At 71.9% G+C, this 26,059-nt stretch carries 24 protein-coding genes and 1 pseudogene; 9 read left to right on the top strand and 16 right to left on the bottom strand.

The window, feature by feature from the left end; all coding sequences use genetic code 11:
* Positions 1-33: 33 nt before the first annotated feature.
* From N8I84_RS06650 to N8I84_RS06630, 5 genes are all read right to left on the bottom strand, one after another.
* Complete coding sequence (locus tag N8I84_RS06650; protein ID WP_263228681.1) at positions 34-1,614, bottom strand: DUF6777 domain-containing protein; 1,581 nt, start codon at positions 1,612-1,614, stop codon at positions 34-36.
* A gap of 128 nt (positions 1,615-1,742) precedes the next feature.
* Entirely contained in the window at positions 1,743-2,693 is a 951-nt protein-coding gene (locus N8I84_RS06645; protein ID WP_263228680.1) for a cytochrome c oxidase assembly protein, read from the bottom strand.
* 120 nt (positions 2,694-2,813) lie between these two features.
* Positions 2,814-3,839, bottom strand: coding sequence for a 6-phosphofructokinase (locus N8I84_RS06640; protein ID WP_263228679.1), 1,026 nt, complete (start codon positions 3,837-3,839; stop codon positions 2,814-2,816).
* A 198-nt stretch (positions 3,840-4,037) separates the two neighbouring features.
* Positions 4,038-4,766, bottom strand: a complete 729-nt coding sequence (locus N8I84_RS06635) for a type 1 glutamine amidotransferase (RefSeq protein ID WP_263228678.1) — start codon at positions 4,764-4,766, stop codon at positions 4,038-4,040.
* Between the two features lie 19 nt (positions 4,767-4,785).
* Positions 4,786-6,024: a MurT ligase domain-containing protein gene (locus N8I84_RS06630; protein ID WP_263228677.1), complete on the bottom strand. Its 1,239-nt coding sequence runs from the start codon at positions 6,022-6,024 to the stop codon at positions 4,786-4,788.
* A 142-nt stretch (positions 6,025-6,166) separates the two neighbouring features.
* Between N8I84_RS06630 and def the strand changes: the two genes are divergently transcribed.
* Positions 6,167-6,703: a peptide deformylase gene (gene def, locus N8I84_RS06625; RefSeq protein ID WP_263228676.1), complete on the top strand. Its 537-nt coding sequence runs from the start codon at positions 6,167-6,169 to the stop codon at positions 6,701-6,703.
* A 68-nt stretch (positions 6,704-6,771) separates the two neighbouring features.
* Here def and N8I84_RS06620 read toward each other — a convergent pair whose 3' ends face one another.
* Positions 6,772-7,416 (bottom strand): TetR/AcrR family transcriptional regulator, encoded by a 645-nt coding sequence (locus N8I84_RS06620; protein WP_263234684.1) that lies wholly within the window; start codon positions 7,414-7,416, stop codon positions 6,772-6,774.
* A 188-nt stretch (positions 7,417-7,604) separates the two neighbouring features.
* Between N8I84_RS06620 and N8I84_RS06615 the strand changes: the two genes are divergently transcribed.
* Positions 7,605-8,831, top strand: coding sequence for an acyl-CoA dehydrogenase family protein (locus N8I84_RS06615; protein WP_263228675.1), 1,227 nt, complete (start codon positions 7,605-7,607; stop codon positions 8,829-8,831).
* A 17-nt stretch (positions 8,832-8,848) separates the two neighbouring features.
* Here the strand turns inward: N8I84_RS06615 and N8I84_RS06610 are convergent, their stop codons facing one another.
* The 3 genes and pseudogenes from N8I84_RS06610 to N8I84_RS06600 form a co-directional block, all read right to left on the bottom strand.
* Complete coding sequence (locus N8I84_RS06610) at positions 8,849-9,388, bottom strand: cupin domain-containing protein (RefSeq protein WP_200422042.1); 540 nt, start codon at positions 9,386-9,388, stop codon at positions 8,849-8,851.
* A gap of 7 nt (positions 9,389-9,395) precedes the next feature.
* Positions 9,396-10,643, bottom strand: coding sequence for a cytochrome P450 (locus N8I84_RS06605; RefSeq protein WP_263228674.1), 1,248 nt, complete (start codon positions 10,641-10,643; stop codon positions 9,396-9,398).
* A gap of 1 nt (position 10,644) precedes the next feature.
* Positions 10,645-11,718 (bottom strand): annotated as a pseudogene (locus N8I84_RS06600) (type III polyketide synthase); the annotation flags it as partial.
* 190 nt (positions 11,719-11,908) lie between these two features.
* On the opposite strand from N8I84_RS06600, the gene N8I84_RS06595 reads away from it, so the two are divergent.
* Positions 11,909-12,574, top strand: coding sequence for a transcriptional regulator (locus tag N8I84_RS06595; RefSeq protein WP_263228673.1), 666 nt, complete (start codon positions 11,909-11,911; stop codon positions 12,572-12,574).
* A gap of 21 nt (positions 12,575-12,595) precedes the next feature.
* Here the strand turns inward: N8I84_RS06595 and N8I84_RS06590 are convergent, their stop codons facing one another.
* The 4 genes from N8I84_RS06590 to N8I84_RS06575 form a co-directional block, all read right to left on the bottom strand.
* Entirely contained in the window at positions 12,596-12,826 is a 231-nt protein-coding gene (locus N8I84_RS06590; RefSeq protein WP_103839044.1) for a DUF6213 family protein, read from the bottom strand.
* 25 nt (positions 12,827-12,851) lie between these two features.
* A complete protein-coding gene (locus N8I84_RS06585) occupies positions 12,852-14,237 on the bottom strand; it encodes an NADP-dependent succinic semialdehyde dehydrogenase (RefSeq protein WP_263228672.1) in 1,386 nt (461 codons plus the stop codon).
* Between the two features lie 79 nt (positions 14,238-14,316).
* Positions 14,317-14,802 carry an NUDIX domain-containing protein gene (locus tag N8I84_RS06580; RefSeq protein WP_263228671.1) on the bottom strand — a complete coding sequence of 162 codons (486 nt, stop codon included), beginning with the start codon at positions 14,800-14,802 and terminating at the stop codon, positions 14,317-14,319.
* Complete coding sequence (locus tag N8I84_RS06575; protein ID WP_263228670.1) at positions 14,799-16,346, bottom strand: ATP-dependent DNA ligase; 1,548 nt, start codon at positions 16,344-16,346, stop codon at positions 14,799-14,801. The genes N8I84_RS06580 and N8I84_RS06575 overlap by 4 nt, the downstream gene beginning before the upstream one ends.
* A gap of 116 nt (positions 16,347-16,462) precedes the next feature.
* On the opposite strand from N8I84_RS06575, the gene N8I84_RS06570 reads away from it, so the two are divergent.
* The 5 genes from N8I84_RS06570 to N8I84_RS06550 all read left to right on the top strand — a co-directional run bounded on the left by N8I84_RS06570 (position 16,463) and on the right by N8I84_RS06550 (position 20,739).
* Positions 16,463-17,035 (top strand): helix-turn-helix domain-containing protein, encoded by a 573-nt coding sequence (locus tag N8I84_RS06570; protein ID WP_263228669.1) that lies wholly within the window; start codon positions 16,463-16,465, stop codon positions 17,033-17,035.
* Positions 17,036-17,118: 83 nt separating this feature from the next.
* Positions 17,119-18,090: an NADPH:quinone oxidoreductase family protein gene (locus N8I84_RS06565; RefSeq protein ID WP_263228668.1), complete on the top strand. Its 972-nt coding sequence runs from the start codon at positions 17,119-17,121 to the stop codon at positions 18,088-18,090.
* Positions 18,087-19,268 carry an acyl-CoA dehydrogenase family protein gene (locus N8I84_RS06560; protein ID WP_263228667.1) on the top strand — a complete coding sequence of 394 codons (1,182 nt, stop codon included), beginning with the start codon at positions 18,087-18,089 and terminating at the stop codon, positions 19,266-19,268. The genes N8I84_RS06565 and N8I84_RS06560 overlap by 4 nt, the downstream gene beginning before the upstream one ends.
* Complete coding sequence (locus N8I84_RS06555; protein WP_263228666.1) at positions 19,265-20,338, top strand: acyl-CoA dehydrogenase family protein; 1,074 nt, start codon at positions 19,265-19,267, stop codon at positions 20,336-20,338. Before N8I84_RS06560 ends, N8I84_RS06555 begins: the two co-directional genes overlap by 4 nt.
* Positions 20,339-20,544: 206 nt before the next feature.
* Positions 20,545-20,739, top strand: coding sequence for a hypothetical protein (locus N8I84_RS06550; RefSeq protein ID WP_263228665.1), 195 nt, complete (start codon positions 20,545-20,547; stop codon positions 20,737-20,739).
* Positions 20,740-20,742: 3 nt separating this feature from the next.
* Here the strand turns inward: N8I84_RS06550 and N8I84_RS06545 are convergent, their stop codons facing one another.
* From N8I84_RS06545 to N8I84_RS06535, 3 genes are all read right to left on the bottom strand, one after another.
* Entirely contained in the window at positions 20,743-21,927 is a 1,185-nt protein-coding gene (locus tag N8I84_RS06545; RefSeq protein WP_263228664.1) for a phosphodiester glycosidase family protein, read from the bottom strand.
* Between the two features lie 116 nt (positions 21,928-22,043).
* Complete coding sequence (locus N8I84_RS06540; RefSeq protein ID WP_263234683.1) at positions 22,044-22,400, bottom strand: DUF779 domain-containing protein; 357 nt, start codon at positions 22,398-22,400, stop codon at positions 22,044-22,046.
* 47 nt (positions 22,401-22,447) lie between these two features.
* Positions 22,448-24,160: a helix-turn-helix domain-containing protein gene (locus N8I84_RS06535; RefSeq protein ID WP_263228663.1), complete on the bottom strand. Its 1,713-nt coding sequence runs from the start codon at positions 24,158-24,160 to the stop codon at positions 22,448-22,450.
* A 118-nt stretch (positions 24,161-24,278) separates the two neighbouring features.
* On the opposite strand from N8I84_RS06535, the gene N8I84_RS06530 reads away from it, so the two are divergent.
* Positions 24,279-26,057, top strand: a complete 1,779-nt coding sequence (locus N8I84_RS06530) for an FAD-dependent oxidoreductase (RefSeq protein ID WP_263228662.1) — start codon at positions 24,279-24,281, stop codon at positions 26,055-26,057.
* The last annotated feature ends 2 nt before the right edge of the window (positions 26,058-26,059 follow it).

The raw sequence follows: 26,059 nt of genomic DNA, 5'->3' as shown, positions 1-26,059 counted from the left end.
CGGTCTGGTGCGGGACGTCCGTGGGCCGACCGGTCACGGGCTGGGCGTGACCTCTCGCGCGCTGGTGGCCGGTGCGCCGGTGGCGGGCTTGCTCGTGGCCGGTCTCCCGGTCGGCGGCGCGGCGGTCGACGGCCTGCCGGTCTCGGGCGCCGAGGTGACGGGCCTCGATGGCTTGGACGGGGAGGGCTTGGACGGGTCGGGTGGCTCGGACGGGTCGAGCGACTTCGAGGGGCCGGGCGACTTCGAGGGGCCGGGCGACTTGGACGAGCCGGGCGACTTGGACGAGCCGGACGTCTTGGAGGGGCCGGGCGCCGACGTCGCGGGCGCGCTGCTCGAGCCCGGTTTGCCGGTGGTCGGTGAACCGGTCGCCCCGGGCGCCGTACCGGACGGAGCCGCGCTGCCCGACGTGGGCGGCTGGGTGGTCCTGGACGGTGAGGAGCCGCCCGAGGTGCTCGCGCCGCTCCCCGACGGCGAGGAGGAGCCCCCCGACGCCGGGGGCGAGGACGAGCCGCCCGACCCCGGCGGGGAGGAGACCTTCCCGCTGTCGGCCGGCGTCGAGGGAGAGGTGCCGCCGCCCTTCCCCGGTGCCGTCGTCCCGCCCGACGACGGGGGAGTGGACGTTGCCCTCGTGCCGCCCCCGGGTCCGTCCGTGGTGGCGGCGGCCACCGACAGAGTGACGTACTGCCCGAACGCCAGCTCGGTGCCCGGCGCGGGATCCGATCCCGTGACCAGGGCCTCGTCGGGCGGCACCCCCTTCCCGGCGTAGGCGACCGCGAGTCCCAGGTCCGTCAGCCGCCGGCCGGCCTCGGCGAACGGCATCCCCGTCACCCGGGGCACCCGGTGCCGCACCCGGGCGTCGAAGGGGGAGTCGTGACCACCCGCCGTCCCGACGGGGCGGTTGATCCCGCGGCCCGGGTCGTCGACGTCGACGAGCACCAGCCGGGTCAGCGGCTGCGGCGCGGGCCTGACCGCCACCACCGAGGAACGGTCATAACCGGCCCATTTCCTGTTGCCGTCCTCGAACGTGACCGAAATCCGTGTGGTGTCGCCCTGGAACGGGCGCAGCGGGTTTCCACAGGAGCATTTCACCGTGGGCTGCCCCTCGTCGTTCACTAATACGGCGATTCCGGCCTGGAGCAGCGAGTTGAAAGGGGTGGCCCTGCCCTTCTTGTAGTCGTGGTTCTGGACGAGAGTGTCGTGACGCAGCAGGACCGGTGTGAGCCGGTCGAGATAGCCGGGGATCTGTGCCTGGGTAATTCCGAGGACCTGCGCCCAGACCTTCGCCTTGCGGTCGTTCCCGGGATCGGTGAGGAATTCCTTCAGCCGCTCGACGTCACAGATCGTGGGCTGCCGGGAACCGCCGTAGAGCCCGGGCGTGTTCCCGGCCTGCAGGCCTCCGGGCAGCTCCCGGATGCGGACCGTGGTGTCGTGCCCGAGACCGCTGCGCTCGTCGAAGAAGGGATTCAGCGACGGAATCCCGGCGGCGACGGCCTTCACCACGAACGTCTGTGCGCTTTTTCCGCAGCCGACGACGACCAGTACTGCGGCCAGCAGAACGCCGATCCTGCGGGCCAGGGATTTCCCCACCCTGTGCAGAGACGCACGCATTGTCATCACCGCTCCCCCCTGCGGTCCCCCCGCGCCCTGCAGAGCGGCGGCAGGGCGTCACCGCACCAGGCTACCGAATGGAGCGGTACTTCAGGCAGCCTGAAAAGAAAGGGAATTCAGCGGTGTGACGGAACTCAGCGGCCGCGTGCGTTGAGTGAGGCGAGATAGGCGTTGTACGCCTCGAGTTCCTTGTCGCCGTCGCGGTCCGCGGCCCGGTCCGTCCGCTTGGCCTGCCGCTGCTCCGACCTGTACCACTGGAACAGCAGCGCGAGCAGCACCAGCACGGACGGGACCTCGCTGAACGCCCAGGCGATGCCGCCCGCCGACGTCTGGTCCGCCAGGGCGTCGATGCCGAGCGAGGCGGGCGGGTTCCGGTAGGCGTCGACCATCGGTGTGGACGCCATCATCAGGGCGATACCGAAGAACGCGTGGAACGGCATGCCCGCGAACAGCTCCAGCATCCGCATCAGATGCCCGGGCCGGTGCGGGCCCGGGTCGATGCCCATGATGGGCCAGAAGAACACCAGGCCGACGGCGAGGAAGTGCACCATCATCGCGATGTGCCCGGCCTTGGACTCCATCAGGAAGTCGAAGAGCGGGGTGAAGTACAGCCCGTACAGGCTCGCGATGAACAGCGGGATGGTGAACGCCGGGTGCGTGATGATCCGCAGGTAGCGGCTGTGCAGCAGCATCAGCAGCAGCTCACGAGGCCCCTTGCGGCCGCGGCCCGCGGTCGGCAGGGCGCGCAGTGCCAGGGTGATCGGCGCACCGAGCAGGATCAGGATCGGCGCCAGCATGCTGATCAGCATGTGCTGCACCATGTGCACGCTGAACATGACCATGCCGTAGTCGTTCAGCCTGGTGCACATGGTGAGCAGCACGATCAGTACTCCGACGACGTACGCGAGGGTCCGGCCGGCCGGCCACTTGTCCCCGCGGCGCACGAGCCGGACGACGCCCCACCCGTACAGCCCGAGCCCGACCAGGCAGGCGACGAGGAAGAACGGGTCCGTCGACCAGACGAGCCCCCGCCCCAGCGTGAACGGCGGCAGATCCATGGTCATGCCGTGCCCGCTGTGATCCATCCGCCGGCTCCTGTTTCGTGGGGGTTGTGCGCTGTCTGTCCACAGCTGTCTGTCCGCACCCAGAGTAGAACCGCCCCCGGCCGCGGCTGCGACCGGGGGCGGCTGAAGCCTGCCGATGCGTTACAGAACACACTCCGCCTCGGCGTAGCGCTCCATCGGCACCGTCTTGAGCGTCTCCACCGCCTCTGCCAGCGACACCATCACGATCTTCGTGCCGTGCAGCGCGGTCATCATGCCGAACTCGCCCCGGTGCACGGCCTCGACCGCATGCCACCCGAACCGCGTCGCCAGCACCCGGTCGTACGCCGTGGGCGTACCACCACGCTGCACATGGCCGAGGATCACCGGACGGGCCTCCTTGCCGAGCCGCTCCTCCAGCTCCAGCGAGAGCTGCCGGGCGATCCCGGCGAACCGCTCGTGCCCGTAGATGTCCTTGCCGCCCTCGTCGAACTCCATCGTGCCGCGCTTCGGCTTGGCCCCCTCCGCGGCGACGACGATCGCGAACCGCTTGCCCGCGGCGAACCGTTCGCCGACCCGGGCGGTCAACTCCTCGATGTCGAAGGGGCGCTCCGGCACGACGATCGCATGTGCGCCGGCCGCCATGCCGGAGTGCAGCGCGATCCAGCCGGTGTGGCGGCCCATGACCTCCACGATCAGCACCCGCTGGTGCGACTCCGCGGTGGTCTTCAGCCGGTCCAGCGCCTCGGTGGCCACACCGACGGCCGTGTCGAAGCCGAAGGTGACGTCCGTGACGGCGATGTCGTTGTCGATGGTCTTCGGCACGCCGACGATCGGCAGACCGTTGTCGGACAGCAGCCGGGCCGCCTTGAGCGTGCCCTCACCGCCGATCGGGATGATCGCGTCGAGACCCAGTTCCTCGACATGGCCCCGGGCCCGCTCCACGCCGTCCCGAAGGTGCTCGGGACGTACCCGGGAAGAGCCGAGGATGGTGCCGCCGCGGGCCAGGATGCCGCTGACCGCGTCCAGGTCGAGCTTGAGGTAGTCGCACTCCAGGAGACCCTTCCAGCCGTCCCGGAAGCCGATGACCTCGTCGCCGTGGTCGGCGACGGCGCGGTGTACGACGGACCGGATGACGGCGTTCAGACCGGGGCAGTCACCACCGGACGTGAGGACACCAATGCGCATAGCCCGAACAACCTTCTCAACGTGGGCACGGGACCGGACCGCGCTGTCCGGCTCGATCCCCGCCACCCTACCGGCGGAGGGGGGCGGGGCCGCACCGTGCGTCCGCCTGCTGGACGCCCCCGCTCAGCTGTGCGGACGCACTGTCAGACGGGCCGGTTGCCGCAGGCCGGCCGAGGGGGCTACCGACCTGGGCTCTGCCTACGCAGGCTGCTGCGCGGCCGCGATGCGCTCGTTGCGCAGCGCCTCGTACCAGCGGTCGTCGACCGGCGGCAGCGCGTTGACGTCCAGCGCCAGCTTCAGCAGCAGGTCCGCGATCTGCGGGTTGCGCGCCAGTACGGGACCGTGCATGTACGTGCCGAAGACCGTGTCGTTGTACGCGCCCTCCGTGCCGTCGCCCGTGCCGTTGCCCTTGCCGAGCTTCACCTGTGCGAACGGGCGGGCGGTCGGGCCGAGGTGGGTGACGCCCTGGTGGTTCTCGAAGCCGGTCAGCGGGGGCAGGCCGAGCCGCGGGTCGATGTCCGCGAGGACGTCGCCGACGCACCGCTCGCCCTCACCGCGCACCGACACCACGTCGAGCAGACCGAGGCCCGGCTCGCGCTGCCCGAGGTCGTTGATGAACTCGTGGCCCAGGATCTGGTAGCCGGCGCACACGGAGAACACGATCGCGCCGTTCTGCACCGCCTGGTACAGGTGCCCGTCCCGGCGCAGCCGCTCGGCCGCGAGCCGCTGCGGACGGTCCTCGCCGCCGCCGATCAGGTAGATGTCGCCGGAGGTCGGGATCGGCTGGTCGCTGCGCACGTCGAGGCGGGCCACGTCGAGGCCACGCTGGCGGGCCCGGCGCTCCACGACGAGCGCGTTGCCCTGGTCGCCGTAGGTGCTCAGCAGGTCCGGGTAGATCCACACCAGACGCAACTGGTTGTCACTCATCGATGATCGTCCTTCGTGATCAGTTGCCGACGCGGCGGCGCAGGTCCTGGAACGCGGTGTAGTTGGCGATGACCTCGATCCGGCCCGGCGGCGCCAGCTGCACGGCCTGGTCGAGGTTCTCGCAGACCTGGAAGGACTGGTTCGCGACCTCCAGGCGCACGGCGAGGTCCAGCTTGCGGTCGCCGATGACGAAGATCGGGTGGCCGGTCAGCCGGGTGTAGTCGACGTCCCACAGCCAGGAGGTGTCGGTGCCGTCGGCCGAGCGCGCGTTCACGGAGAGGATCACCGGGGTCGGCGGCGGGTCGATCAGCGAGAACGTCTCCAGCCAGCCGGCCGGGTTCTTCGCCAGCAGCAGGCGCAGGTCGCGGTTCTGGAACTGGACCACGTCGTAGCGCCCGGCCACCGCCTGCACCTGGTACATGCGCTCGAGCGCGACCTGCGGGGGCACGCCGAAGACGGCGGCGACGGCGGCCGAGCTGGCGGCGTTCGCCTTGTTGGCGCGGCCCGGCAGCTGGAGGTGGATGGGCCAGGCGGAGCCGTGCGGGTCGAGGACGTGGTCCCCGGACAGCGCCCAGCTCGGGGTCGGCCGGCGGAACCCGCACTCGCCGCAGTACCAGTCGTCGCCGGGGCGCTGCATCACACCGCCGCAGGACGGGCAGGACCAGGCGTCGTCCTTCCACATCTGGCCGGCGGCGACCCAGATCACATTGGGCGAGGAGGACGCGGCCCACACGACCAGCGGGTCGTCGGCGTTCGCGACGACGACGGACTTGGACCCGGCCAGGCCCTCACGCCAGTTCTCCGCGAGCATGCGGGTCTCGGCGGCGCGGTCGAGCTGGTCGCGGGAGAGGTTCAGCAGCGCGATGCACTTCGGGTCGGTGTCGCGGGCGACACCGGCGAGGTACTTCTCGTCGACCTCGATCACAGCGAACTTGGCGTCCGAACCGCCCGCCAGCGCCGAGGTGATGCCGGCGGGCATGTTGGCGCCGAGCGCGTTGGAGACGACCGGGCCCGCCGCGCGCAGCGCCTCCGCGATCAGCCGGGTGGTCGTGGTCTTGCCGTTGGTCGCCGAGACCAGGACGACGTCCAGGTTCTGGGCGAGCCGGGCAAGGAGGTCGGGGTCGAGCTTCAGCGCCACTCGGCCGCCGATCACCGAACCGCTGCCGCGCCCCGCGGCGCGCGATGCCGCAGCGACCGCCTTGCCCGCGGTCACGGCCAGCTTGGCCCGCGGCGTCAGCGGGTCCGAGTTGCCTGCCATCAGTTCTCGATCCTCCTTGCGTACAACGCCGCGCCCTGTTCCGGCAACGTGTGGGCCTCAGCCTATCGAGATCCCCGCACGCCCCCGAACCGCGGCACCACCCCGGCGCCCGCGCGGCCCTGCCGACCGTACCCTTGCCGGCATGCCACATCGCACCATCCCGGGCGCCCGAGGGCGCGTCCGGCCCATCACCGTGCTCGGCGACCGCGTACTTCGCGAGCCGTGCAGGGACGTCACCGAGTTCGGACCCGAACTCGCCCGGCTCGTCGAGGACATGTTCGCGACGATGTACGCCGCGCGGGGGGTCGGCCTGGCCGCGAATCAGGTCGGCGAGCCGTTGCGGGTGTTCGTGTACGACTGTCCGGACGACGAGGACGTGCGTCACCTGGGGCATGTGGTGAACCCACGGCTCTTGGAGGCGGACGGTGTGGTGATCCGGGGGCCGGAAGGGTGCCTGTCCCTGCCGGGGCTGGAGGCGGGGACGGAGCGGTTCGACCGGGCGGTAGTCGAGGGGTTCACGGTGAGTGGAGAGCCGGTGCGGGTGGAGGGCACCGGGTGGTTCGCCCGGTGCCTGCAGCACGAGTGCGATCACCTGGCCGGTGGTCTGTACGTGGATCGGCTCAGTGGCCGGCGCCACCGTCGCGTGATGCGACAGGTGGCGCGAGCGCCGTGGGGGTGATGAACGTCGGCGACTGCGGGGGCGTTGTGGTTGCTCGCGCAGTTCCCCGCGCCCCTCAGGGGCGCTCCTCAGAACCCTGGGCCCCCCAAACGGTCCCCTGCTGCAGCCAGGCGACCCCACAACAGGTCCGCCAGGCTCCGTACCAACTCCGCCCGCGAGCACGGCCGTTCCCCCAGCCACCAGTCGCCGGCCGCGTGCATCATGCCGACGATGCCGTGGCCCCACACCCGGGCGAGCTGGTGGGTGTCCGGGCCGAGGTCCAGGCGTTCCTCGATGACCTGGGCCAGTTCCTCACCCATGCGGCGCAGCAGCGGGATCGAGTGGCGGCCGGTGTCGAAGCCCTGGTCGTTCTGCGAGCCGCCCTCCGCCGGATGCATCAGGAAGCGGTACACCTGCGGTCGTGCCTCGATCGCCGCCAGGTACGTGTCCAGCGTGGACTCCACCCGCTCGCGCCGGTCCGCCGGGGCGTCCAGCGCCGCCCGCAGCGAGTCGAGCAGCGCGTCCGTGTGGCGTTTGGCGAGCGCCGCGTACAGCCCGCCCTTGTCGCCGAAGTGGCGGTAGAGGATCGGCTTGGTGATGCCGGCCTCGGCGGCGATGGCGTTCATCGAGGCCCCGGGGCCGTCGCGCAGCACCACTCGGTCGGCGGCCTCCAGCAACTCTCGCCGTCGGCGGTCGGCGGACCGCTCCTGATCGGTCCGCTGCGTGGTGTCCATCATCTCTCCCCACCCGTCCTGATTCGGTGACGCCTGCGCAAAGTAACACTGAAAGGCGGGTCGGTATCGAACGAGCTGCCGACTTGCCAAGGGGACGGCCCGGCCGGCCCGGGAGTTGACTTCTCCTACTGGTGAGTAACAGACTGCTGTTACCGCAAGTAACACGTTAGCGCAGTGCTGGAGGGGACATGGCCGAGTTCACCATGGAGCTCAACGACGAACAGAAGGAGGTCCGCGACTGGCTGCACGGCTTCGCCGCCGATGTCATCCGCCCCGCGGCCGCCGAATGGGACGAGCGTGAGGAGACTCCCTGGCCGGTCATCCAGGAGGCCGCGAAGGTCGGCATCTACTCCCTCGACTTCTACGCCCAGCAGTACTTCGACTCCACGGGTCTCGGCATCCCCATGACGATGGAGGAGCTGTTCTGGGGCGACGCGGGCATCGCCCTGTCGATCGTCGGCACCGGACTCGCCGCCGTCGGCGTCCTCGCCAACGGCACCGAGGAGCAGATCGGCACCTGGATCCCCCAGATGTACGGCGACGCCAACGACGTCAAGGTGGCCGCCTTCTGCTCCTCCGAGCCCGACGCCGGCTCCGACGTCGCCTCCATGCGCACACGCGCCGTGTACGACGAGGCCAAGGACGAGTGGGTGATCAACGGCACCAAGACCTGGGCGACCAACGGCGGCATCGCGGGCGTCCACGTCGTGGTCGCGGTCGTCGACCCCGAGCTGGGCTCCAAGGGTCACGCATCCTTCATCATCCCGCCGAACACGCCGGGCCTCGCCCAGGGCCAGAAGTTCAAGAAGCACGGCATCCGCGCCTCGCACACCGCCGAGGTGATCCTCGACAACGTCCGCGTCCCCGGCTCCTGCCTGCTCGGCGGCAAGCAGAAGCTGGACGAGCGGCTCGCCCGCGCCCGGGAGAACGCCAGGAAGGGCGGGGAGCGCGTGAAGAACGCGGCGATGGCCACGTTCGAGGCGAGCCGTCCCGCGGTGGGAGCCATGGCGGTGGGCACCGCTCGCGCCGCCTACGAGGTGGCCCTCGACTACGCCATGACGCGCGAGCAGTTCGGGCGGCCGATCATCGACAACCAGGGCGTCGCCTTCCAGCTCGCGGACATGCGGACGCAGATCGACGCCGCGCGGCTGCTGGTGTGGCGGGCCTCGTGGATGGCGATCAACGGCAAGCCGTTCACCGCTGCCGAGGGGTCGATGTCGAAGCTGTTCGCGAGCGAGACGGCGAAGAAGGTCACCGCCCAGGCGATACAGATCCTCGGGGGCAACGGGTACACCCGGGAGTACCCCGTGGAGCGCATGCACCGGGACGCGGCCATCTATACGATCTTCGAGGGCACGAGCGAGATCCAGCGGCTGGTGATCGCCCGGACCCTTTCCGGCATGCCCATTCGCTGAGGGCCCCTCACCAGGCTCTAACGGTGCTTGAGCGGCGTGATCTGCTCGATGTCGTACCGCCTGCGCAGTGCCTCGATCGCCTCGTGGTCCGGCGGGCCCCCGTCGGCGAGGATCTCCAGGAGTTCCTCGAAGTAGCGTTCGTGGTCCGGGGGCGGGGACGCCTGGAAGAACATCTTCGCCGGGGTCTCCGTCGGGTTCGCGAAGGCGTGGGGGCAGCCGGGTGGCACGACGATGACGGTGCCAGGGGTGGCGCGGAGCACCCGGCGGCCCGAGCTCGACTCCCACTTCTGCCAGTTGTCGGGGGTCCGTACGCGTGGCTCGAAGGCGAGCACGTCCAGCTCGCCCTCGAGCACGTAGAAGAGCTCCTCGCTGCGCGTGTGCACATGGGCGCCGACGTCGAAGCCCGGAGGCACGATCACCTCGAACGTGGACGCCATGCGCGAGTGCGAGCCGGTCACCTTGAACGTCACGTGCTGGGCCGGTGTCTGGACCACGCGTCCCTGACCCGGCGGCACGAACAGGCCCTCGGTGGCCACTGGTCTGTCAGTCGTCGTCATGAGCCGCTCACCACGTCACGGGAAGGGCATCGGGCCCGCGGGTCAGCGCGCCCTCGCGGAAGGGGACCTCATCGGGCGGCACCGCGAGCCGCAGCCCCGGCACCCGGTCCAGGAGGGCGTCCAGCAGCATCTCGGACGCCAGCCTGGCCGGCATGCCGCCCGGGCAGCGCTGCGGGCCGGAGCCGAACGCCACATGGGGGTTCGGGTAGCGCGCGAAGTCGATCGTCTCAGGGTCCGGGAAGACGCCGGGGTCGCGGTTCGCCGCCGCGTACGAGACGTACACCGCCTCACCCGCCCGGATCCGTACGCCCCCGACCTCCACGTCCTGCGTCGCCACCCGGGGTGGTCCCACGGCGTTGCGGTGCGGGATGTAGCGCAGCAGTTCGTCGACGGCCTGGGGGCGGATCGCCGGCTCGGCCCGCAGACGTTCGGTCAGGTCCGGGCGGGTCAGCAGGAGGTGGAACATCCGGCCGGTGTGGCCGGTGACCGCCTCCGCGCCGATCTGCAGCAGCACCGCGAGGCCGGCCGCCTCGTCGAGTGCGGCCTCACCCAGGCCCACGGCGGCCCCGAGCAGCGAGACGACGTCCTCGCCGGTGCCGCCCTCACGGGCGCCGATCAGGCCGGTGAAGTACGCGTTCATCTCGTCCCTGGCCCGCTCACCGGCCTTCGTGCCGTGCCCGGGGGAGAGGATGAGCCTTGACCAGGTGTGCACCTCGTGCCGGTCGGCGGCCGGGACCCCCATCAGCTCGCAGATCACGGCGCCGGGGAAGGGGCCGAGGACCGCCGCGATGAGGTCGGCGGGAGGCCCGTCCTGGAGCAGCTCGTCGACCAGTTCGTCGAGCATGCGCCGCGTCGCCTCGCGCACCCGCTCGACGCCGCGCGCCGTGAAGGCCGCGGCGACCGAGCGGCGCGGCCGGGCGGGCTCGGAGGAGTCCGGGAAGGTGACCGCGTCCCGCTGCGGGACGACGTGCGGGGCGAGCCGGGCCGGACGACCGTCCATGACCGGCTCACGGCCGAACCGGGGGTCGTTCGTGACCGTGCGCACATCGTCGTAGCGGGTCACGAGCCAGGCCCAGCCCTCGCCGTCGGGCCGCCCGACCCGGCTGACCGGGCCTTCGCGCATCAGCTCGGCCAGGTCCGGGTCGAAGTCCACGCCGGGCGGTCGGGAGGCGGGCCAGGGGCGGACCGGCGGCAGGACCCCGCTGCTCGTCCCCTCGGCCGCGGCGCGCCGCCTGTCGTCCGTGTCGGTGGTCATCTCATTTCTTCCCGTTCCCGGAGATGTGCCAGCGGCCCAGCGCCATCTCCGCCGTGATGCCCGGTCCGAAACCGGCCAGCAGCCCGCGCGCCGCGTGTTCGGCACCGCCCGACTCGAACAGCCGGCGCAGCGCGTCAAGGACGACGGCGCTCGCGATGTTGCCGTACTCGGTGAGCGTGGCCCGGCTGAACCGGAACGCCTCCGCCGGCACGTGCAGGAACTTGCTCAGGTCGTCCAGGATGCGCGGGCCGCCCGCGTGGACGATGTAGAAGTCCAGCTCGGAGGCGTCCCAGCCATGCTGCCTCGCCAGTCCGTCGAGTGCCGGGGCGAGCGGTTCCATCGTGGTGGGCACCCGCTTGTCCAGCAGGAAGTGGAAACCGGTGGCCCGGACGTCGTACGCGATCCACTCCTCGGTCTTCGGGATCAGGTACGAGCCGTTGCGCTCCAGCTTCACGCCGGTGCCGCCCTTGCCGCGCACGACCGCCGCCGCGATGCCGTCGCCGAACAGGCCGTTGGACAGCAGTGAGCCGACGCCCAGGTCGGTGGGCTGGTAGCACAGCGAGCAGAATTCGCAGGCCACGATGAGGGCGTTGGCGTCGGGGTAGGCCGTGCAGAAGTCGTGCGCCCGGTTGATGGCCGCGCCGCCCGCGGCGCAGCCCAACTGGGCTATGGGTATCTGCCGGGTGTCGGTGCTGAAGCCCATCGAGTTGATCAGCCACGCGGTCAGCGAGGGCATCATGAACCCGGTGCACGACACGTAGATGATCACGTCGATGTCGGTGGTGAGCAGTTCGGCGTCGTCCAGCGCCCGCTGCACCACCGCGGGCACGCGGGCCTTCGCCTCGGCCTCGTAGAGGTTGTTGCGCTCCTCGAAGCCCGGGTGTTTCAGGGTCTCCTCGATGGGCTGCACGATGTGCCGGGTCTTGACCCCGGTGTTCGCGATGAGCCGCAGCGCGAGAGGGAGTTGGGGGTGGTCCGGGTGGCGGGAGCGCGCCAGGTCCAGCGTCTCCTCCATCGTGATCACGTGTTCCGGGACAGAAACCGCGGGCTTGCACAGAGTCGCCATGGAGCGCGCCTTCTTTCGCCTTGGCGGAGGACTCTTCGTCCCCCGGCGGAAGGGGGTTCGTCACCCGCACGCGGGTGGTCCACCCACGATCACCCGGCGCAGCGGGGATATCTCGCGGTGCTACTCCGATCCGGTGGTGGACGTACAGTGACGACACGTGTGCGCAAAGTCGCAGAGCGTAGTACGAGGAGGAGCGCCGATGACACGTACGGCCAGGGAACTGCTGGAGACGGCCGCCGAGAGGCTCGCCCCCGATCCGCACGCCAACCGGCTGCTTCCGCTGATCGCCCGCGGGGCGGCCCGGCCCGCCACCCTCGCCGCCCTCGCCGCCGAAGAGCGGGACGTGATCGCCTCCGACCGGCGCGCCTTCCGGCACCTCGCCGAGCGCTGCCGGGACCAGCCGGCGTGCGCGGACTTCTTCACCGCGCTCGCCGAGGCCGAGGCCGTGGCCCAGGACCGCCTGGGCGCGTACGCCGCCGCCTGCCAGGAGGCGAAGCCGGCCGGGTACGAGCCGATGGCGGAGTGCCAGGGGTATGCCGCCTACGTGGCCTGGCTGGCCCTGAACGGGGAACCGGCCGACGTCGCCCTGGCGCTGAGCGTCAACTTCGCGACCTGGGGCGACTACTGCGCGAGGATCGCGCTGGCACTACGCCACTGCTACGGCTTCAGCGACGAGGCCTGCGCCTTCTTCGACCTGTTCGCGGAGCCGTCCCCGGACCTGGACCGGAAGGCGGGCGCGGCGATCCAGGAGGCCCTGGACGCGGACCGCCTGAACGAGGAGCGCGCCCACCGCTACGGCCGCCTGCTCCAGAGCCACGAGACCGGTTTCTGGCACGCGCTGTGGGAACTGGACGGCAAGGGCTGACGGCAGCGGCCCCCGGCCGCCCTACGAACCACTGCTGTGCGCGATGCACGCGACGTCGATGCGGTCCGCGAGCTTCGCCAGCTCGATGGCCAACGCGGCCACCGTGTCCTCGTCCAGCCCCTGGTCCCCCTCCTCCACAAGCCGCACCCATCGACCGCCCAGCCTGCGCAGCAACTTGCTCACATCGGCGGCAGCCACCTGCAAGGTCCCGCGGTCGTCCACGATCAGAGGAAGGGTCACTTCGCGGTTCACAGAGGCGATCGTAACCGTCGAACGCTCACGCCCCGTGCCACACCGTGGTGATGTTGCAGAACTCGCGGATTCCGTGCTCGGCCAGCTCGCGCCCGTAACCGGAGCGCTTGGCCCCGCCGAACGGGAACGCCGGGTGGGATGCCGTCATCCCGTTGACGTACACCCCGCCGGCCTCCAGATCCTGCACGAAACGGTCCACTTCGGTCCCGTTGCGCGTCCAGACGTTCGAACTCAGTCCGAACGGTGAGTCGTTCGCGATCGCCACCGCCTCGTCGAGGTCCGTGGCCCGGTACAGCGTGGCCACCGGGCCGAACGCCTCCTCGTGGTGGATCCGCATCTCGGGGGTGATGTCGGCGAGGACGGTCGGCGGGTAGTACCAGCCCGGCCGGTCGGGCCGCTCGCCGCCGCACAGCACCGTCGCGCCCGCCTCCACCGCGTCCTCGACGAGCTCCTCGAGGTCGGCCCGGCCCCGCTCGCTGTACAGCGGCCCGACCTCGGTCTCCTCGTCCATCGGGTCGCCGACCTTGAGCGCCTTCATCCCGGCTGTGAACCGCTCGGCGAACGCGTCGAACACGTCCGCGTGCACGATGAACCGCTTGGCGGCGATGCAGGACTGCCCGGTGTTCTGCACCCGCGCCGTCACCGCGACCTGCGCGGCCCGGTCCAGGTCCGCGGACGGCATGACGATGAAGGGGTCGCTGCCGCCCAGTTCCAGCACCGTCTTCTTGATCTCGTCCCCGGCGACCGAGGCGACGGACCGGCCCGCCGGCTCGCTGCCGGTGAGCGTGGCCGCCTTGACCCGCGGGTCGCGCAGGACCTTCTCGACCTCTCCGGAGCCGATCAGCAGGGTCTGGAAGCAGCCTTCGGAAAAGCCCGCCCGGCGGAACAGGTCCTCCAGGTAGAGGGCGGTCTGCGGGACGTTGGAGGCGTGCTTGAGCAGGCCCACGTTGCCCGCCATCAGCGCGGGCGCGGCGAACCGGATCACCTGCCACAACGGGAAGTTCCACGGCATCACGGCGAGCACCGGGCCGAGCGGCCGGTAGCGCACGATCACCCGGGAGGCGCCCGAGTCCTTCACGTCGACGTCGGCGGGCTCCTCGTCGGCGAGCAGCTCCTCGGCACGGTCGGCGTACCAGCGCATCGCCTTGGCGCACTTGGCGGCCTCGGCGCGGGCCTGCTTGACCGGCTTGCCCATCTCGGTGGTGATCACCCTGGCGATGTCCTGCTGTTCCTCCTCGAGCAGGTCGGCCGCCCTGCGCATGAGCAGCGCCCGCTCGGCGAACGTCGTGGTGCGATGGGTGCGGAACGCGGCCTCGGCGGCGGCGAGCCTGCGCTCGATCTCCTCCGCGCCCAGGGCGTCGTACGTCTTGAGCGTCTCGCCGGTCGCCGGGTTCACGGTGGCGATGGGCATGGCTGACCTCCTGGAAAGGCTTGCTTCGACCTTCCCGCGCGGCGGTGGCGGCCGCAACGCGGGCGGCGTTGTCCCGGTGTCATCGGACACCGCCGTCGCTCGAGTGCTCCGCGAGCCGGTCGAGAAACGCCCTCTGTGCGCTCACGATCACCTCCCGGGCCCGGTCGAGGCCGAACCACGCCACCCGGTCCACCTCCGGGAACTCCTCCAGGCGCCCCGACTTCGGCGGCCACTCCATCGTGAAGGTGCCCGGCTCGATCGCCGCCGGGTCGAGGTCGGCCTCGACCGCCCAGGCCGTGACGGTCTTGCCGCCGCTCTGCCGCACCTCGCCGAGCGGGACGGCCTCCCCGTCGGGCGGCGCCAGCCCCAGTTCCTCCCGGAACTCGCGGCGGGCGGCGTCCCAGGACGGCTCGTCGGGGTCGTACTCGCCCTTGGGCACGGTCCACGCGCCGGCCTCACGGCGGGCGAAGAACGGGCCGCCCATGTGGGCCAGCAGGACCTCCGGACCGTGGCCGGTGCGCCGGAACAGCAGCAGACCCGCGCTGCGTCTGCTCCGCCCGTTCACGGCGCCACCTCGGGATGGGCGGCCAGCAGCGTCTCCACGGTGTCGGCCTCCTCGGGGCGCTTGTCCTCCCGATGGCGCACCACTCGGGCGAAGCGCAGCGTGACGCCGGCCGGGTAGCGGGTGGAGCGCTGCAGCCCGTCGTAGGCGATCTCGACCACGAGTTCGGGCCGTACCTTCACCACCCAGCCGTTGTCCTCGACGGCCAGTTCCTTCAGCCGCTCGGTCTGCCAGGCGAGCATCGCGTCCGTCATGCCCTTGAACGTCTTGCCGAGCATCGTGAAGGAGCCGTCGGGGTTGCGGGCGCCGAGGTGGAGGTTGGACAGCCTGCCGGTGCGGCGACCGTGGCCCCACTCGGCGGCCAGCACAACCAGGTCGAGGGTGTGCACCGGTTTCACCTTGAGCCAGGACGCGCCGCGCCGTCCCGCGCTGTAGGGGGCGTCGAGCGCCTTGACCACCACGCCCTCGTGTCCGCGCTTCAGCGTCTCGGTGAGGAAGGTCTCCGCGGCGGCGATGTCCCCCGGGCCGCCCGGGTCGTGCACGAGCGTGCGCCGCACCCGCATGGGTTCGGGGACCAGCCGGGCGAGCTCGGCGTGGCGGTCCGTGAACGGCAGGTCCAGCAGGTCGCGGCCGTCCACGGACAGCGCGTCGAAGAAGACGGGGGAGACGGGGACGGTCGCGGCGGCCGTCGCCACGTCCACCCGGGAGCCGACACGCCCCGAGGTCTCCTGGAAGGAGCGCGGCCTGCCGCCCTCGTCCAGGGCGATGACCTCGCCGTCCAGGATGAACCGCTCGCCCCGCAATTCGAGGGCGGCCGAGGTGATCTCCGGCAGGCGGTCGGTGATGTCGTCCAGGGTCCGGGTGTGGATGTGTACCTCGTCGCCGTCCCGGTGGACCTGGACGCGGATGCCGTCGAGCTTCTCCTCGACGGCGCACGGACCCAGTTTCCGGACGGCCTCCGCAACCGAGGACGCGGTCTGCGCCAGCATCGGCAGCACCGGCCGGCCGACCGTGAGCCGGAAGGCCTCCAGGGCCGCCGGGCCGTCGGCGAGCAGGGCCCGCGCCACGGTCTGCAGCGACCCGGCGAGCATGACGGCCCGCCGTACGTCCGCCGGGTCGGCGCCCGTCGCCCCGGCCAGCCCCTCCACGGCGTGGGCGTCCAGCGCCCCCTGCCGCACCTCCCCGGTGAGCAGGCCGAACAGGAACCGCTGCTCCTCGGCGGTGGCCGCCGCCAGCAGCGCGCCGACCAGCCTCCTGCGTTCCGCCTGCGAGCCGGTGCCGGTGACCGAGCCGATCCGGGTCAGCCGGGCGTCCACGTCCCGCACGGTGAGCGTGGCCTCCTCGGCCGGCGGTACTCCCTGGTCCAGGAGCTTCCAGCCGATGCCGAGCCGCCCCTGGGGCAGGCGTCCGGCCAGATACGGGATGACGATCGGCACGTCGTCCGCGTCGGCGGCCCGGAACAGCTCGGCGAGCAGCGCGATCTTCCGGGACCGCGCCGAGGTGGCGGCGACCTCCTGGGACACGTGGGCGAGCCGGCTCAGCAGCATGAAGTCATGGTGCACCTCGGGTGGCCCGCCTACACCTTCGTCTGTCCCGGTCGGCGGGGAAGTCGTCGAGACGCTGCGGCATTGACAAACACGTTTGCCGAAACTGCAATGCAGCCATGAGTACCGACGACGTTCTCGCGGGCGTGGGCCCGAGGCTGCGACGGATCCGCAAGGAGCGGGAGGTGACGCTCGCGGCGCTGTCGGAGGCCACCGGCATCTCCGTCAGCACCCTCTCCCGGCTGGAGTCGGGCCTGCGCAGGCCCAGCCTCGAACTGCTGCTGCCGATCGCGCAGGCCCACCAGGTACCGCTGGACGAACTGGTGGGTGCGCCGCCGGTGGGGGACCCGCGGGTGCGCGCCAAGCCGATCGTCCGGGGCGGCCGCACCCACTGGCCGCTGACCCGGCAGCCCGGCGGCCTCCAGGCCTTCAAGGTCCTCGAACCGCAGCGCAAGCCGGCACCCGATCCGCGGACGCACGAGGGCTACGAGTGGCTGTACGTGCTGTCCGGAAAGCTGCGGCTGGTGCTGGGGGAGCACGACGTGGTGCTGACCGCGGGGGAGGCGGCGGAGTTCGACACCCGGGTGCCGCACTGGTTCGGGTCGACGGGGGAGGGGCCGGTGGAGTTCCTCAGCCTGTTCGGCCCGCAAGGGGAGCGGATGCACGTACGGGCACGGCCCGCTCGTTCGTGACGCATCCGACTGTTCCCTGATGGGCAAGCGACCGCTTAGTATGCGACGAGCCCGGTCGGACAGACAGTCGGTGGAGGCCCCGCATGCAGGCATGGCAAGTGCACGAGAACGGTGAGCCGAGTGAGGTGATGCGCCTCGCGGAGGTGGAGCGGCCCACGCCCGGTGACGGCCAGGTCCTTCTGAAGGTACTGGCCGCCAACGTCAACTTCCCGGACGCGCTGCTGTGCCGCGGGCAGTACCAGGTCCGGCCGCCGCTGCCGTTCACGCCGGGCGTGGAGATCTGCGGCCGGACCGAGGACGGGCGCCGCGTGATCGCCAACCCGGCGCTGCCGTACGGCGGCTTCGCCGAGTACGCGATCGCGGACGCCGCGGCCCTGCTGCCCGCCCCGGACTCCCTCGACGACGCCGAGGCCGCCGCCCTGCACATCGGCTACCAGACGGGCTGGTTCGGTCTGCACCGCCGGGCCGGTCTGGAAGCCGGCGAGACGCTGCTCGTCCACGCTGCCGCAGGAGGGGTCGGCAGCGCGGCCGTGCAGCTCGGCAGGGCGGCCGGTGCGAGGGTCATCGGCGTCGTCGGGGGCGCGGACAAGGCGGCCGTCGCCCGGGAGCTGGGCTGTGACGTGGTGATCGACCGGCACGCCGAGGACGTCGTCGCCGCGGTGAAGGAGGCCACCGGCGGCCGGGGCGCCGACGTGATCTACGACCCGGTGGGCGGTCAGGCCTACGCACAGTCCGCGAAGGTCGTCGCCTTCGAGGGCCGGATCGTCGTCGTGGGCTTCGCCAGCGGGTCCATCCCCAGCCCGGCGCTCAACCACGCCCTGGTCAAGAACTACTCGATCGTCGGCCTGCACTGGGGCCTGTACAACACCAAGAACCCGAAGCTGGTCCAGCACTGCCACGAACAGCTCACGGAACTGGCCGCCCGCGGCGCCATCAAGCCGCTGGTGAGCGAGCGTGTCCCGCTGAGCGGTGCCGCGACCGCCGTGCAGCGCGTTGCCGACGGCGTGACGACCGGCCGGGTCGCCGTCGTCCTGGAGAACGGAGCCGCCGCATGACCGACGCCGCCGAACTGCGCCGCCGCACCCAGGAGTTGCTCGCTGCCCACCCGCCGGCGACCACCGACCGCCTCGACTTCCTCAGGGCCCGCTTCGACGCCGGACTCGCCTGGGTGCACTACCCGGAGGGCCTCGGCGGGCTGGGTGCGCCCCGCCACCTCCAGGCCGTCGTGGACGCCGAGCTGGAGGCCGCGGGCGCGCCCGACAATGACGCGCGCCGCAACGGCATCGGGCTCGGCATGGCCGCGCCGACCATCCTGAAGTACGGCACCGAGGAGCAGAAGCAGCGCTATCTGCGGCCGCTGTGGACGGGGGAGGAGGTCTGGTGCCAGCTGTTCAGCGAGCCCGGCGCCGGCTCCGACCTCGCCGCGCTCGGCACCCGGGCCGTCCCGGACGGCGACGACTGGGTGGTCAACGGGCAGAAGGTCTGGACGTCCGGCGCCCACAACGCCCGCTGGGCCATCCTCATCGCCCGCACCGACCCGAGCGTGCCCAAGCACGCCGGCATCACCTACTTCCTCTGTGACATGACCGACCCCGGCGTCGACGTCCGGCCGCTGCGCCAGATCACCGGCGAGGCCGAGTTCAACGAGGTCTTCCTCAGCGACGTCCGCATCCCCGACTCCTGCCGGCTCGGCGAGGTCGGCAACGGCTGGCGGGTCGCCCAGACCACGCTGAACAACGAGCGCGTGGCCATCGGCGGCATGCGGCTCCCGCGCGAGGGCGGAATGATCGGCCCCGTCGCGAAGACCTGGCGTGAGCGCCCGGAGCTGCGCACCCACGACCTGCACCAGCGGCTGCTGAAGCTGTGGGTCGAGTCCGAGGTCTCCCGGCTCACCGCCGAACGCCTGCGTCAGCAGCTCGTCGCCGGGCAGCCCGGTTATGAGGGCTCCGGCATGAAGCTCGCCTTCGCCCGCCTCAACCAGGAGATCAGTGGCCTGGAGGTCGAACTGCGGGGCCAGGAGGGCTTGTTGTACGACGACTGGACCCTTCGCCGGCCCGAACTCGTCGACTTCACCGGCCGTGACGCCGGCTACCGCTATCTCCGCTCCAAGGGCAACAGCATCGAGGGCGGGACCAGCGAGGTCCTGCTGAACATCGTCGCCGAGCGCGTCCTGGGCCTGCCCGCCGAGCCGCGCACCGACAAGGACGTCGCATGGAAGGACCTGGCCCGATGACGGATCTTCTCTACTCCGAGGAGGAAGAGGCGCTGCGCGCCGCCGTGCGGGACCTGCTCGCCGACCACTGCGACGCGCCCGGCGTCATCGCGCGCACCGAGTCAGGCGCCCCGCACGACCTCGCGGCCTGGAAGGCGCTGGCCGACGGAATGGGTCTGGCCGGCCTGCTGGTGCCCGAGGAACTGGGCGGTCAGGGCGCCTCGCACCGCGAAGTCGCCGTGGTGCTGGAGGAACTGGGCCGGGCCGTCGCCCCGGTGCCGTACCTCACCAGCGCGGTCGTGGCCACCGAGGCCCTGCTGGTCTGCGGTGACGAGGAGCTCCTGGGCCGGCTGGCCTCAGGCCGCGCGATCGGCGCCCTGGCGGTCGGCCTGCACACCGCTCCAGGTGCCGTGGCGAAGACCGCGAGGCTGGAAAACGGCACCCTGCACGGTGAGTTGACCGGCATCGCGGACGCCGCCGTCGCCGACGTCCTGCTGGTCCCGGCCGACGACGGTGGCCTGTACGCCGTGACCGCCGACGCCGTGACCGTCACGCCGCAGGTCTCCCTGGACCTGACCCGCCCGCTCGCCACCGTCACCCTCGACGGTGTGCCCGGCCGCCGTATCGGCGACGCCGAACCCGCCGTGCGGCGGGCCCTGCGCACCGCCGCCGGACTGCTCGCTTCCGAGCAACTGGGTGTGGCCGACTGGGCGTTGACCGAGACGGTCCGCTATCTGAAGGAGCGCAAGCAGTTCAACCGGCCGGTCGGCGGCTTCCAGGCGCTCAAGCACCGGCTCGCCCAGCTCTGGCTGGAGGTCGCGGGCCTCCGGGCCGCCGCACGGGCGGCCGCCGATGCGCTCGCCACAGGCGAGGACACCGACGTCACGGTGGCCGTCGCACAGGCCTACTCCTCGCCGGTCGCCGTACGCGCCACCGAGGAGGCCCTGCAACTGCACGGCGGGATCGGCATGACCTGGGAGCACCCGGTCCACCTGTATCTGAAGCGGGCCAAGGCCGATTCGATCGCCTGCGGTACGGCGGGAGCGCACCGGGCGGTACTTGCCGAACTGGTCGACCTCCAGTCGCCCTGATCCACCGTGCACGAGCCCGCCCCGCCCGGGGCGGGCTCGTGCACGCGCGTGTTGACGACCTGCCGCGGCCCGAGGCGCTCCTCCACGCCCACGAGAGGGTGGAGAACCACACGTTCGGCGGACACGTCAGCCGCCCGGACGAACCCTCCGCTACGCCACACTTGCGGCCGAAAGCCGCGAAGTGGGCGTGGCGGAGGAGGGTGATGATGGCCGTTTCCATCTCGGTGGTGCTGCTGCTCCTGATCATTGCGGTGATCTTCGTGCGCAACAACGCCATGAAGATCTCGCATGCTCTGGTCTGCGTCCTGCTCGGCTTCTTCCTGGCCAGTACGAGCATGGCCCCGACCATCCACCAGGGGCTTGCGGCGACCGCGGATATCGTCAGCAGCCTGCACCCCTGACGTTCACGAGCTGAACACCCCGATGCCGTCCGGGACGGGGCGTTCGGATCCTTGGCTGGGGTGGTTGCGCACGCTCACCCTGCCCGTGCCCGACGACCGGGTGACCAGGGTCGTGGAGCCGCCGCCGTCGAGGTTGAAGCCGTCCGTGGCGCCCAGCCACCGCAGGGTCCGGGCGACTTCCTCGACGGTGAGGCCGCTGCGATAGGCGGCGGAGCCGTCCACGGCGAGCAGCAGCAGGCGGCGGCCGCCGTCCTCGATGCCAACCGCGGTGCGCACGGCGGATGTCGTGGCGTCGAGGCCGGGCAGGGGCGTGCCGTGCCGCAGCACCGGGAAGCCGCCGACGGCGAAGCGGTACGGAACCCCGGACGCGGCCGCCACCAGCCGGTGCCGCACCTGGACCTTCTCGCCCTTGAAGAGCTTGCGCAGCTGTCGCGCCCCCGCTTCACGGCCCACCAGGACCGTGCTGCCCGCCGCGATGGGGCCGCTGCCCGGATGATCGGCCGCGGCGGTGACCCGGCCGCCCCGGATGGTCACCTCGTAAGAGTCCGTGCTGCACGGCCCGCCCCGGTCGGTGTCGGTCCCGCAGACGGCACGCAGCCGCGAGACACTGCCCCAGTCCGACGTGTACGCCCCGATCGACCCCTCGGGCAGCGCGTACTGGTTGAGACCGCGCAGCGGCAGCCGCTCACCCGGCGTGGTCACGGAACCGTCGAGGGTCAGCCGGTCGAGGCGCGCGGTACGGTCCGTGCCCACGCCGAGCACGTCCTCGGTGCTCGTACCGGACGGCAGGGCCGGCCCGAAGCGCTGCCCGCGCGGCACGGCGGCCTTGAGCGCGTGCCCGCTCGCGACGGCCGGGCCGACGGCCGAGCCGGTCGCCGGGACCCAAGGATGCTGGGTCTCGGTGATGTTGAAGAAGTCGCCGTTGATCCCCGCCACCGCGCGCTGCGCGCCGACGAGTTGCGAGACGGTGGCGCGGGCGGCCACGGCACGCGGATGCAGCAGGTCGACCCGTACCCGCGGATCGCGCAGGTCCACGGTGACGAGGTGCGCGCGCGTCACCCCGTGGGCCGCGGAGATGTCGAACTCGCTGTACTGGACACCCGGCGCGACCCTCCGGGCGTCCGGCGCGGCACCGGCCGGTGCGGCCCCCGCGAGGGCGGCACCGGCCAGTGCGCTCCATGCGAGCAAAGCCGTCAGTACGACTCTCAACCGTCTGTCGCGACGCTTCACAGCTCCCCCTATGCCTCGTCAACTTCCGCAGGACTCGGGGGAAGTGCACCAGACGGTGGTGTCCCGCGCGGTGCTCAGGCGTCGACGACGCGGGAACGGATGAGAAAACGCACTCCTTCGGGTGCTTCGAGGGAGAAGCCGCTGCCACGGCCCGGTACGATGTCCACGATCAACCGGGTGTGGCTCCACGCCTCGTACTGGCTCCTGGACATCCAGAAGCCGACCGGTTCGCCGACCCCGTCGACCTCCAGTTCCGCGAGCAGCACGTCCGAGCCGCCGGTGCGGAACTCGCCCTCCGGGTAGCACATGGGCGCGCTGCCGTCGCAGCAGCCGCCGGACTGGTGGAACATCAGCGGTCCGTGGACCTCCCGCAGCCGCCGCACCAGCTCGGCGGCCGCGGGGGTCAGCTCCACGCGCGGAATCATGTCCATGGTCACGCCACGATCCCAGCACGGGACACGTTGCAACGACGTTGCGGTCAGCCCCGGTACCCGCGCAGCTTGCGGTAGAGCGTCGCGCGGCCGATGCCGAGCGCCGCCGCCGTACGCGCCTTGTTGCCGCCGTGGCGGTGCAGCGCCTCCAGGATCGTGGTGCGCTCGGCGTGCTCCATCGGGCTGAGCGGGCGGACGGCGGGTCCGTCGCGCACGGGATCCGGCAGCTCGGCCCGGCGAACCGGCCCGGACGCCCGGCGGTGCTCCGCCAGCGCCCGTACGACATGCGCGAGTTCGGTCACGTTTCCGGGCCACGGATGCCGCTCCAGGGCGCGCAGGGCGTCCAGTGCCCAGGTCAACGGCGGGCTGCCCGGTGCGGGCCGCGGGGCCAGCGCCGACAGCAACTCCCTTATGTCCTCGGGGCGTTCGCGCAGCGCGGGCAGGGTGACCGAGCGGGCGGCCAGGGTGTCGAGGAGCCGCTGGAGACACGGGCCGGGCGGCGTGCCGGGCGTGTGGGTGACCAGCAGCGGTGCCTCGGGGTGCGCGTCGAGCAGGGTGTTCAGGGCGGCCACTCCGGACTGGGCGAGCCGTTCGGCGTGGCGGAGCAGGAGAGGGCGGCCCCGGGCCAGCTCGGCGAGGGCGCGGTCGAGGTCCCCGTCCTCCGCCGCGTCGACCACCCGTGCGGCGCGCCCGCCGAGCAGCTCCCGGGCGAGCGCGGTCTTCCCCGTCCCGCGCTCACCGGTCAGCAGCAGCGGCTCCCGGGAGCGGGCCAGTTCGGCGGCGCGTCCGACGGCATGGCGCCAGGGGACCGAGCAGCCGACCAGGGCGACGGCCGGGCGCGGCATCGGCGGCGGGGGATCGGCCAGCGGCTCCAGTACGGCCACGATGCCGACGACCGCGCCGTCCCGGCACACGGGAGTGATCCGGGCTGTGCACCCCGCGCCCTCGGGCAGGACGGCCTCGGCGGGCACGTCCTCCTGGTGCCGTACCGCCACCGCCGTACGCTCCAGGGCCTGAAGGGACTCCGGTGCCAGCATGCGCTCCGCCGCCGCGCTGACCAGGCGGCTGAGGCCGTCCAGCGCGGCCACCGCGGCGTCCGGCCCGCGCGCCGCCCGCAGATAGGCGTCCAGCAGGACCCGCTCGGGCGGCCGTGCCCGGGCGAGCAGTTCGGCCTCCACCGCCGCGGCGGCCGCCTCCGCGAGCGCCGCGCCCGGATGCGGCGGACAACCGGCGCACAGCTGTGACGCCACGGTCACCGTGCCGAGCGTCTGCCCGGTCCACGGGGCCGACACCGGCACGCTGACCGCCGACACGTCCTGCCACCGGTCGAGGAAGTGTTCCGGCCCGTGCACCTCGGCCCGACGCCGGGTGTGCAGGGCGAGCGCCGCGCTGTTGTGGCCGACCGTGCGTTCCGACAGATCCGGCCAGAGGGCGAGCCCGGCCACGCTCCCGGCCGTCCACAGCACCCGTAGCCGCTCGTCGGTGAGGACGAGGGCCGACCGTCCCCGGCCCAGTGCGGGGGTGATCCGTTCGAGCACCGGCCGGGCCGCCCCCAGCAGCGCCGACTCGCCCGGACGTACCGGATCGGCGGGCGGCTCCTCCAAGTCGTGCGGCACGCCGAAGAACCGCGCACGCCGCCACGCGGCCACGACCTCCTCCGGCACGCCGTCGGGCAGCGGACGCCCCGACAGGAACCGCTCGCGTGCCAGACGCAACGGGGCGAGCGCGGGGCCGGCGGGGGAGTGCTCTGTCGTGGTCACAACGCCCCCACCGTAGCGGGTTCTGTTGAATGGACAACAACTGCCCCTGTTGCGTGCACCGGACGGCCGCAATGTCTCGTAATGAGACACCCGCACGCCCCCGCACGGGTCCACGATCATGAACGCTTGGTGTCCGTTCCCCCCATCAGGAGCGCCCGTGTCCACCGTCGTCGAGACCGACGTTCTGATCGTAGGCAGCGGCCCGGCCGGCGCCTCGGCCGCGCTCGCCCTGAGCAGCTACGGCGTGCCCAACCTCGTCGTGACCCGCTACGCGAGCCTCGCCGACACGCCCCGCGCGCACATCACCAACCAGCGCACGATGGAGGTGCTGCGCGACCTCGGCGTCGAACAGGACGTCATCCAACAGGCCACCCCGCAGCACCTCATGGGCAACACCACCTTCTGTACCAGCCTCGCCGGGGAGGAACTGGGCCGGGTGCGCTCCTGGGGCAACGACCCGCTGGTCCAGGCCGCGCACGAACTCGCCAGCCCCACCCGTATGTGCGACATGCCGCAGCACCTCATGGAGCCGGTCCTCGTGAACGCGGCCGTCGCCCGCGGCACCCGGCTGCGCTTCCAGACCGAGTACCTCTCCCACACCCAGGACGCCGACGGCGTCACGGCCACCGTCCGCGACCGGCTGCGCGGGGACACCTACGAGATCCGCGCCAAGTACCTGATCGGCGCGGACGGCGGCCGCTCGAAGGTCGCCGAGGACGCGGGCCTGGCGATGGGTGGTCAGATGGGCGTCGCCGGCAGCATCAACATCGTCTTCGACGCCGACCTGACGAAGTACACGGCCCACCGCCCCTCCACCCTCTACTGGGTCCTCGCACCCGGAGCGACGGTCGGCGGCATCGGCGCGGGACTGGTGCGCTGCGTGCGGCCCTGGACCGAGTGGCTCATCGTCTGGGGCTACGACGTCGAGGCGGGCGCCCCCGACCTGACCATCGAGTACGCCGAGTCCGTCATCCGCAAGCTGGTCGGCGACGACGAGATACCGGTGACCGTCAAGTCGTCCTCGGCGTGGACCGTCAACGAGATGTACGCGGAGACCTACGCGAGTGGCCGCGTCTTCTGCGCCGGGGACGCCGTGCACCGCCACCCGCCGTCCAACGGCCTGGGCTCCAACACCTCCATCCAGGACTCCTACAACCTGGCCTGGAAGCTCAAGCTGGTCCTCGACGGCACGGCGAGCCCCGCGCTGCTGGAGTCCTACACCGCCGAGCGTGCCCCCGTCGGCAAGCAGATCGTCACCCGCGCCAACCAGTCCATCGGCGAGACCGCGCCCGTCTTCGAGGCGCTCGACGGGCTGTCCCCGCAGACCCCCGAGCAGCTGTGGGCCAACATCGCCGCGCGCAAGGAGGCCACCGAGGCCGCCGAGAAACAGCGCGCGAAGCTGCGCGAGGCGATCGCCTTCAAGGTGTACGAGTTCAACGCGCACGGCGTCGACCTCAACCAGCGCTACGTCTCCGACGCGATCGTCCCGGACGGCACCCCCGACCCGGGCTTCACCCGCGACCCCGAGCTGTACCACCAGCCCTCCTCCCGCCCCGGCGCCAGGCTCCCGCACGCCTGGATCACCTCCGGCAGCCGCACCCTGTCCACCCTCGACACGGTCGGCAAGGGCCGCTTCACCCTGCTCACCGGTATCGGCGGCGAGGGCTGGGTGCGGGCCGCGAAGGCGCAGGAGACCGAGATCGCCACCGTCGTGATCGGCCCGGGCCAGGAGTACGAGGACCCCTACGGCGACTGGGCGCGGCTGCGCGAGATCTCCGACGCGGGCGCCCTGCTGGTGCGGCCCGACGGCTTCGTCGCGTTCCGGCACATGTCCGCCGCCCCGGACGCCCGGGAACTGCTGTCCGAGGCGTTGTGGCGCATCCTCGGACACGCCTGAAC

The sequence above is a fragment of the Streptomyces cynarae genome, assembly GCF_025642135.1.
Classification (GTDB): domain Bacteria; phylum Actinomycetota; class Actinomycetes; order Streptomycetales; family Streptomycetaceae; genus Streptomyces; species Streptomyces cynarae.
This window is presented reverse-complemented; position numbering and strand designations above follow the sequence as displayed.

Coding starts and splice junctions, on each gene's coding strand:
- N8I84_RS06605 (WP_263228674.1), bottom strand. CDS start 10,643: ATGACCACCGACACGGACGACAGGCGGCGCGCCGCGGCCGAGGGGACG.
- N8I84_RS06585 (WP_263228672.1), bottom strand. CDS start 14,237: ATGCCCATCGCCACCGTGAACCCGGCGACCGGCGAGACGCTCAAGACG.
- N8I84_RS06645 (WP_263228680.1), bottom strand. CDS start 2,693: ATGGATCACAGCGGGCACGGCATGACCATGGATCTGCCGCCGTTCACG.
- N8I84_RS06650 (WP_263228681.1), bottom strand. CDS start 1,614: ATGACAATGCGTGCGTCTCTGCACAGGGTGGGGAAATCCCTGGCCCGC.
- N8I84_RS06530 (WP_263228662.1), top strand. CDS start 24,279: ATGAACGCTTGGTGTCCGTTCCCCCCATCAGGAGCGCCCGTGTCCACC.
- N8I84_RS06575 (WP_263228670.1), bottom strand. CDS start 16,346: ATGCTGCTGAGCCGGCTCGCCCACGTGTCCCAGGAGGTCGCCGCCACC.
- N8I84_RS06560 (WP_263228667.1), top strand. CDS start 18,087: ATGACCGACGCCGCCGAACTGCGCCGCCGCACCCAGGAGTTGCTCGCT.
- N8I84_RS06595 (WP_263228673.1), top strand. CDS start 11,909: ATGACACGTACGGCCAGGGAACTGCTGGAGACGGCCGCCGAGAGGCTC.
- N8I84_RS06555 (WP_263228666.1), top strand. CDS start 19,265: ATGACGGATCTTCTCTACTCCGAGGAGGAAGAGGCGCTGCGCGCCGCC.
- N8I84_RS06550 (WP_263228665.1), top strand. CDS start 20,545: ATGGCCGTTTCCATCTCGGTGGTGCTGCTGCTCCTGATCATTGCGGTG.
- N8I84_RS06570 (WP_263228669.1), top strand. CDS start 16,463: ATGAGTACCGACGACGTTCTCGCGGGCGTGGGCCCGAGGCTGCGACGG.
- N8I84_RS06565 (WP_263228668.1), top strand. CDS start 17,119: ATGCAGGCATGGCAAGTGCACGAGAACGGTGAGCCGAGTGAGGTGATG.
- N8I84_RS06540 (WP_263234683.1), bottom strand. CDS start 22,400: ATGGACATGATTCCGCGCGTGGAGCTGACCCCCGCGGCCGCCGAGCTG.
- N8I84_RS06610 (WP_200422042.1), bottom strand. CDS start 9,388: ATGACGACGACTGACAGACCAGTGGCCACCGAGGGCCTGTTCGTGCCG.
- N8I84_RS06630 (WP_263228677.1), bottom strand. CDS start 6,024: ATGGCAGGCAACTCGGACCCGCTGACGCCGCGGGCCAAGCTGGCCGTG.
- N8I84_RS06635 (WP_263228678.1), bottom strand. CDS start 4,766: ATGAGTGACAACCAGTTGCGTCTGGTGTGGATCTACCCGGACCTGCTG.
- def (WP_263228676.1), top strand. CDS start 6,167: ATGCCACATCGCACCATCCCGGGCGCCCGAGGGCGCGTCCGGCCCATC.
- N8I84_RS06615 (WP_263228675.1), top strand. CDS start 7,605: ATGGCCGAGTTCACCATGGAGCTCAACGACGAACAGAAGGAGGTCCGC.
- N8I84_RS06640 (WP_263228679.1), bottom strand. CDS start 3,839: ATGCGCATTGGTGTCCTCACGTCCGGTGGTGACTGCCCCGGTCTGAAC.
- N8I84_RS06620 (WP_263234684.1), bottom strand. CDS start 7,416: ATGGACACCACGCAGCGGACCGATCAGGAGCGGTCCGCCGACCGCCGA.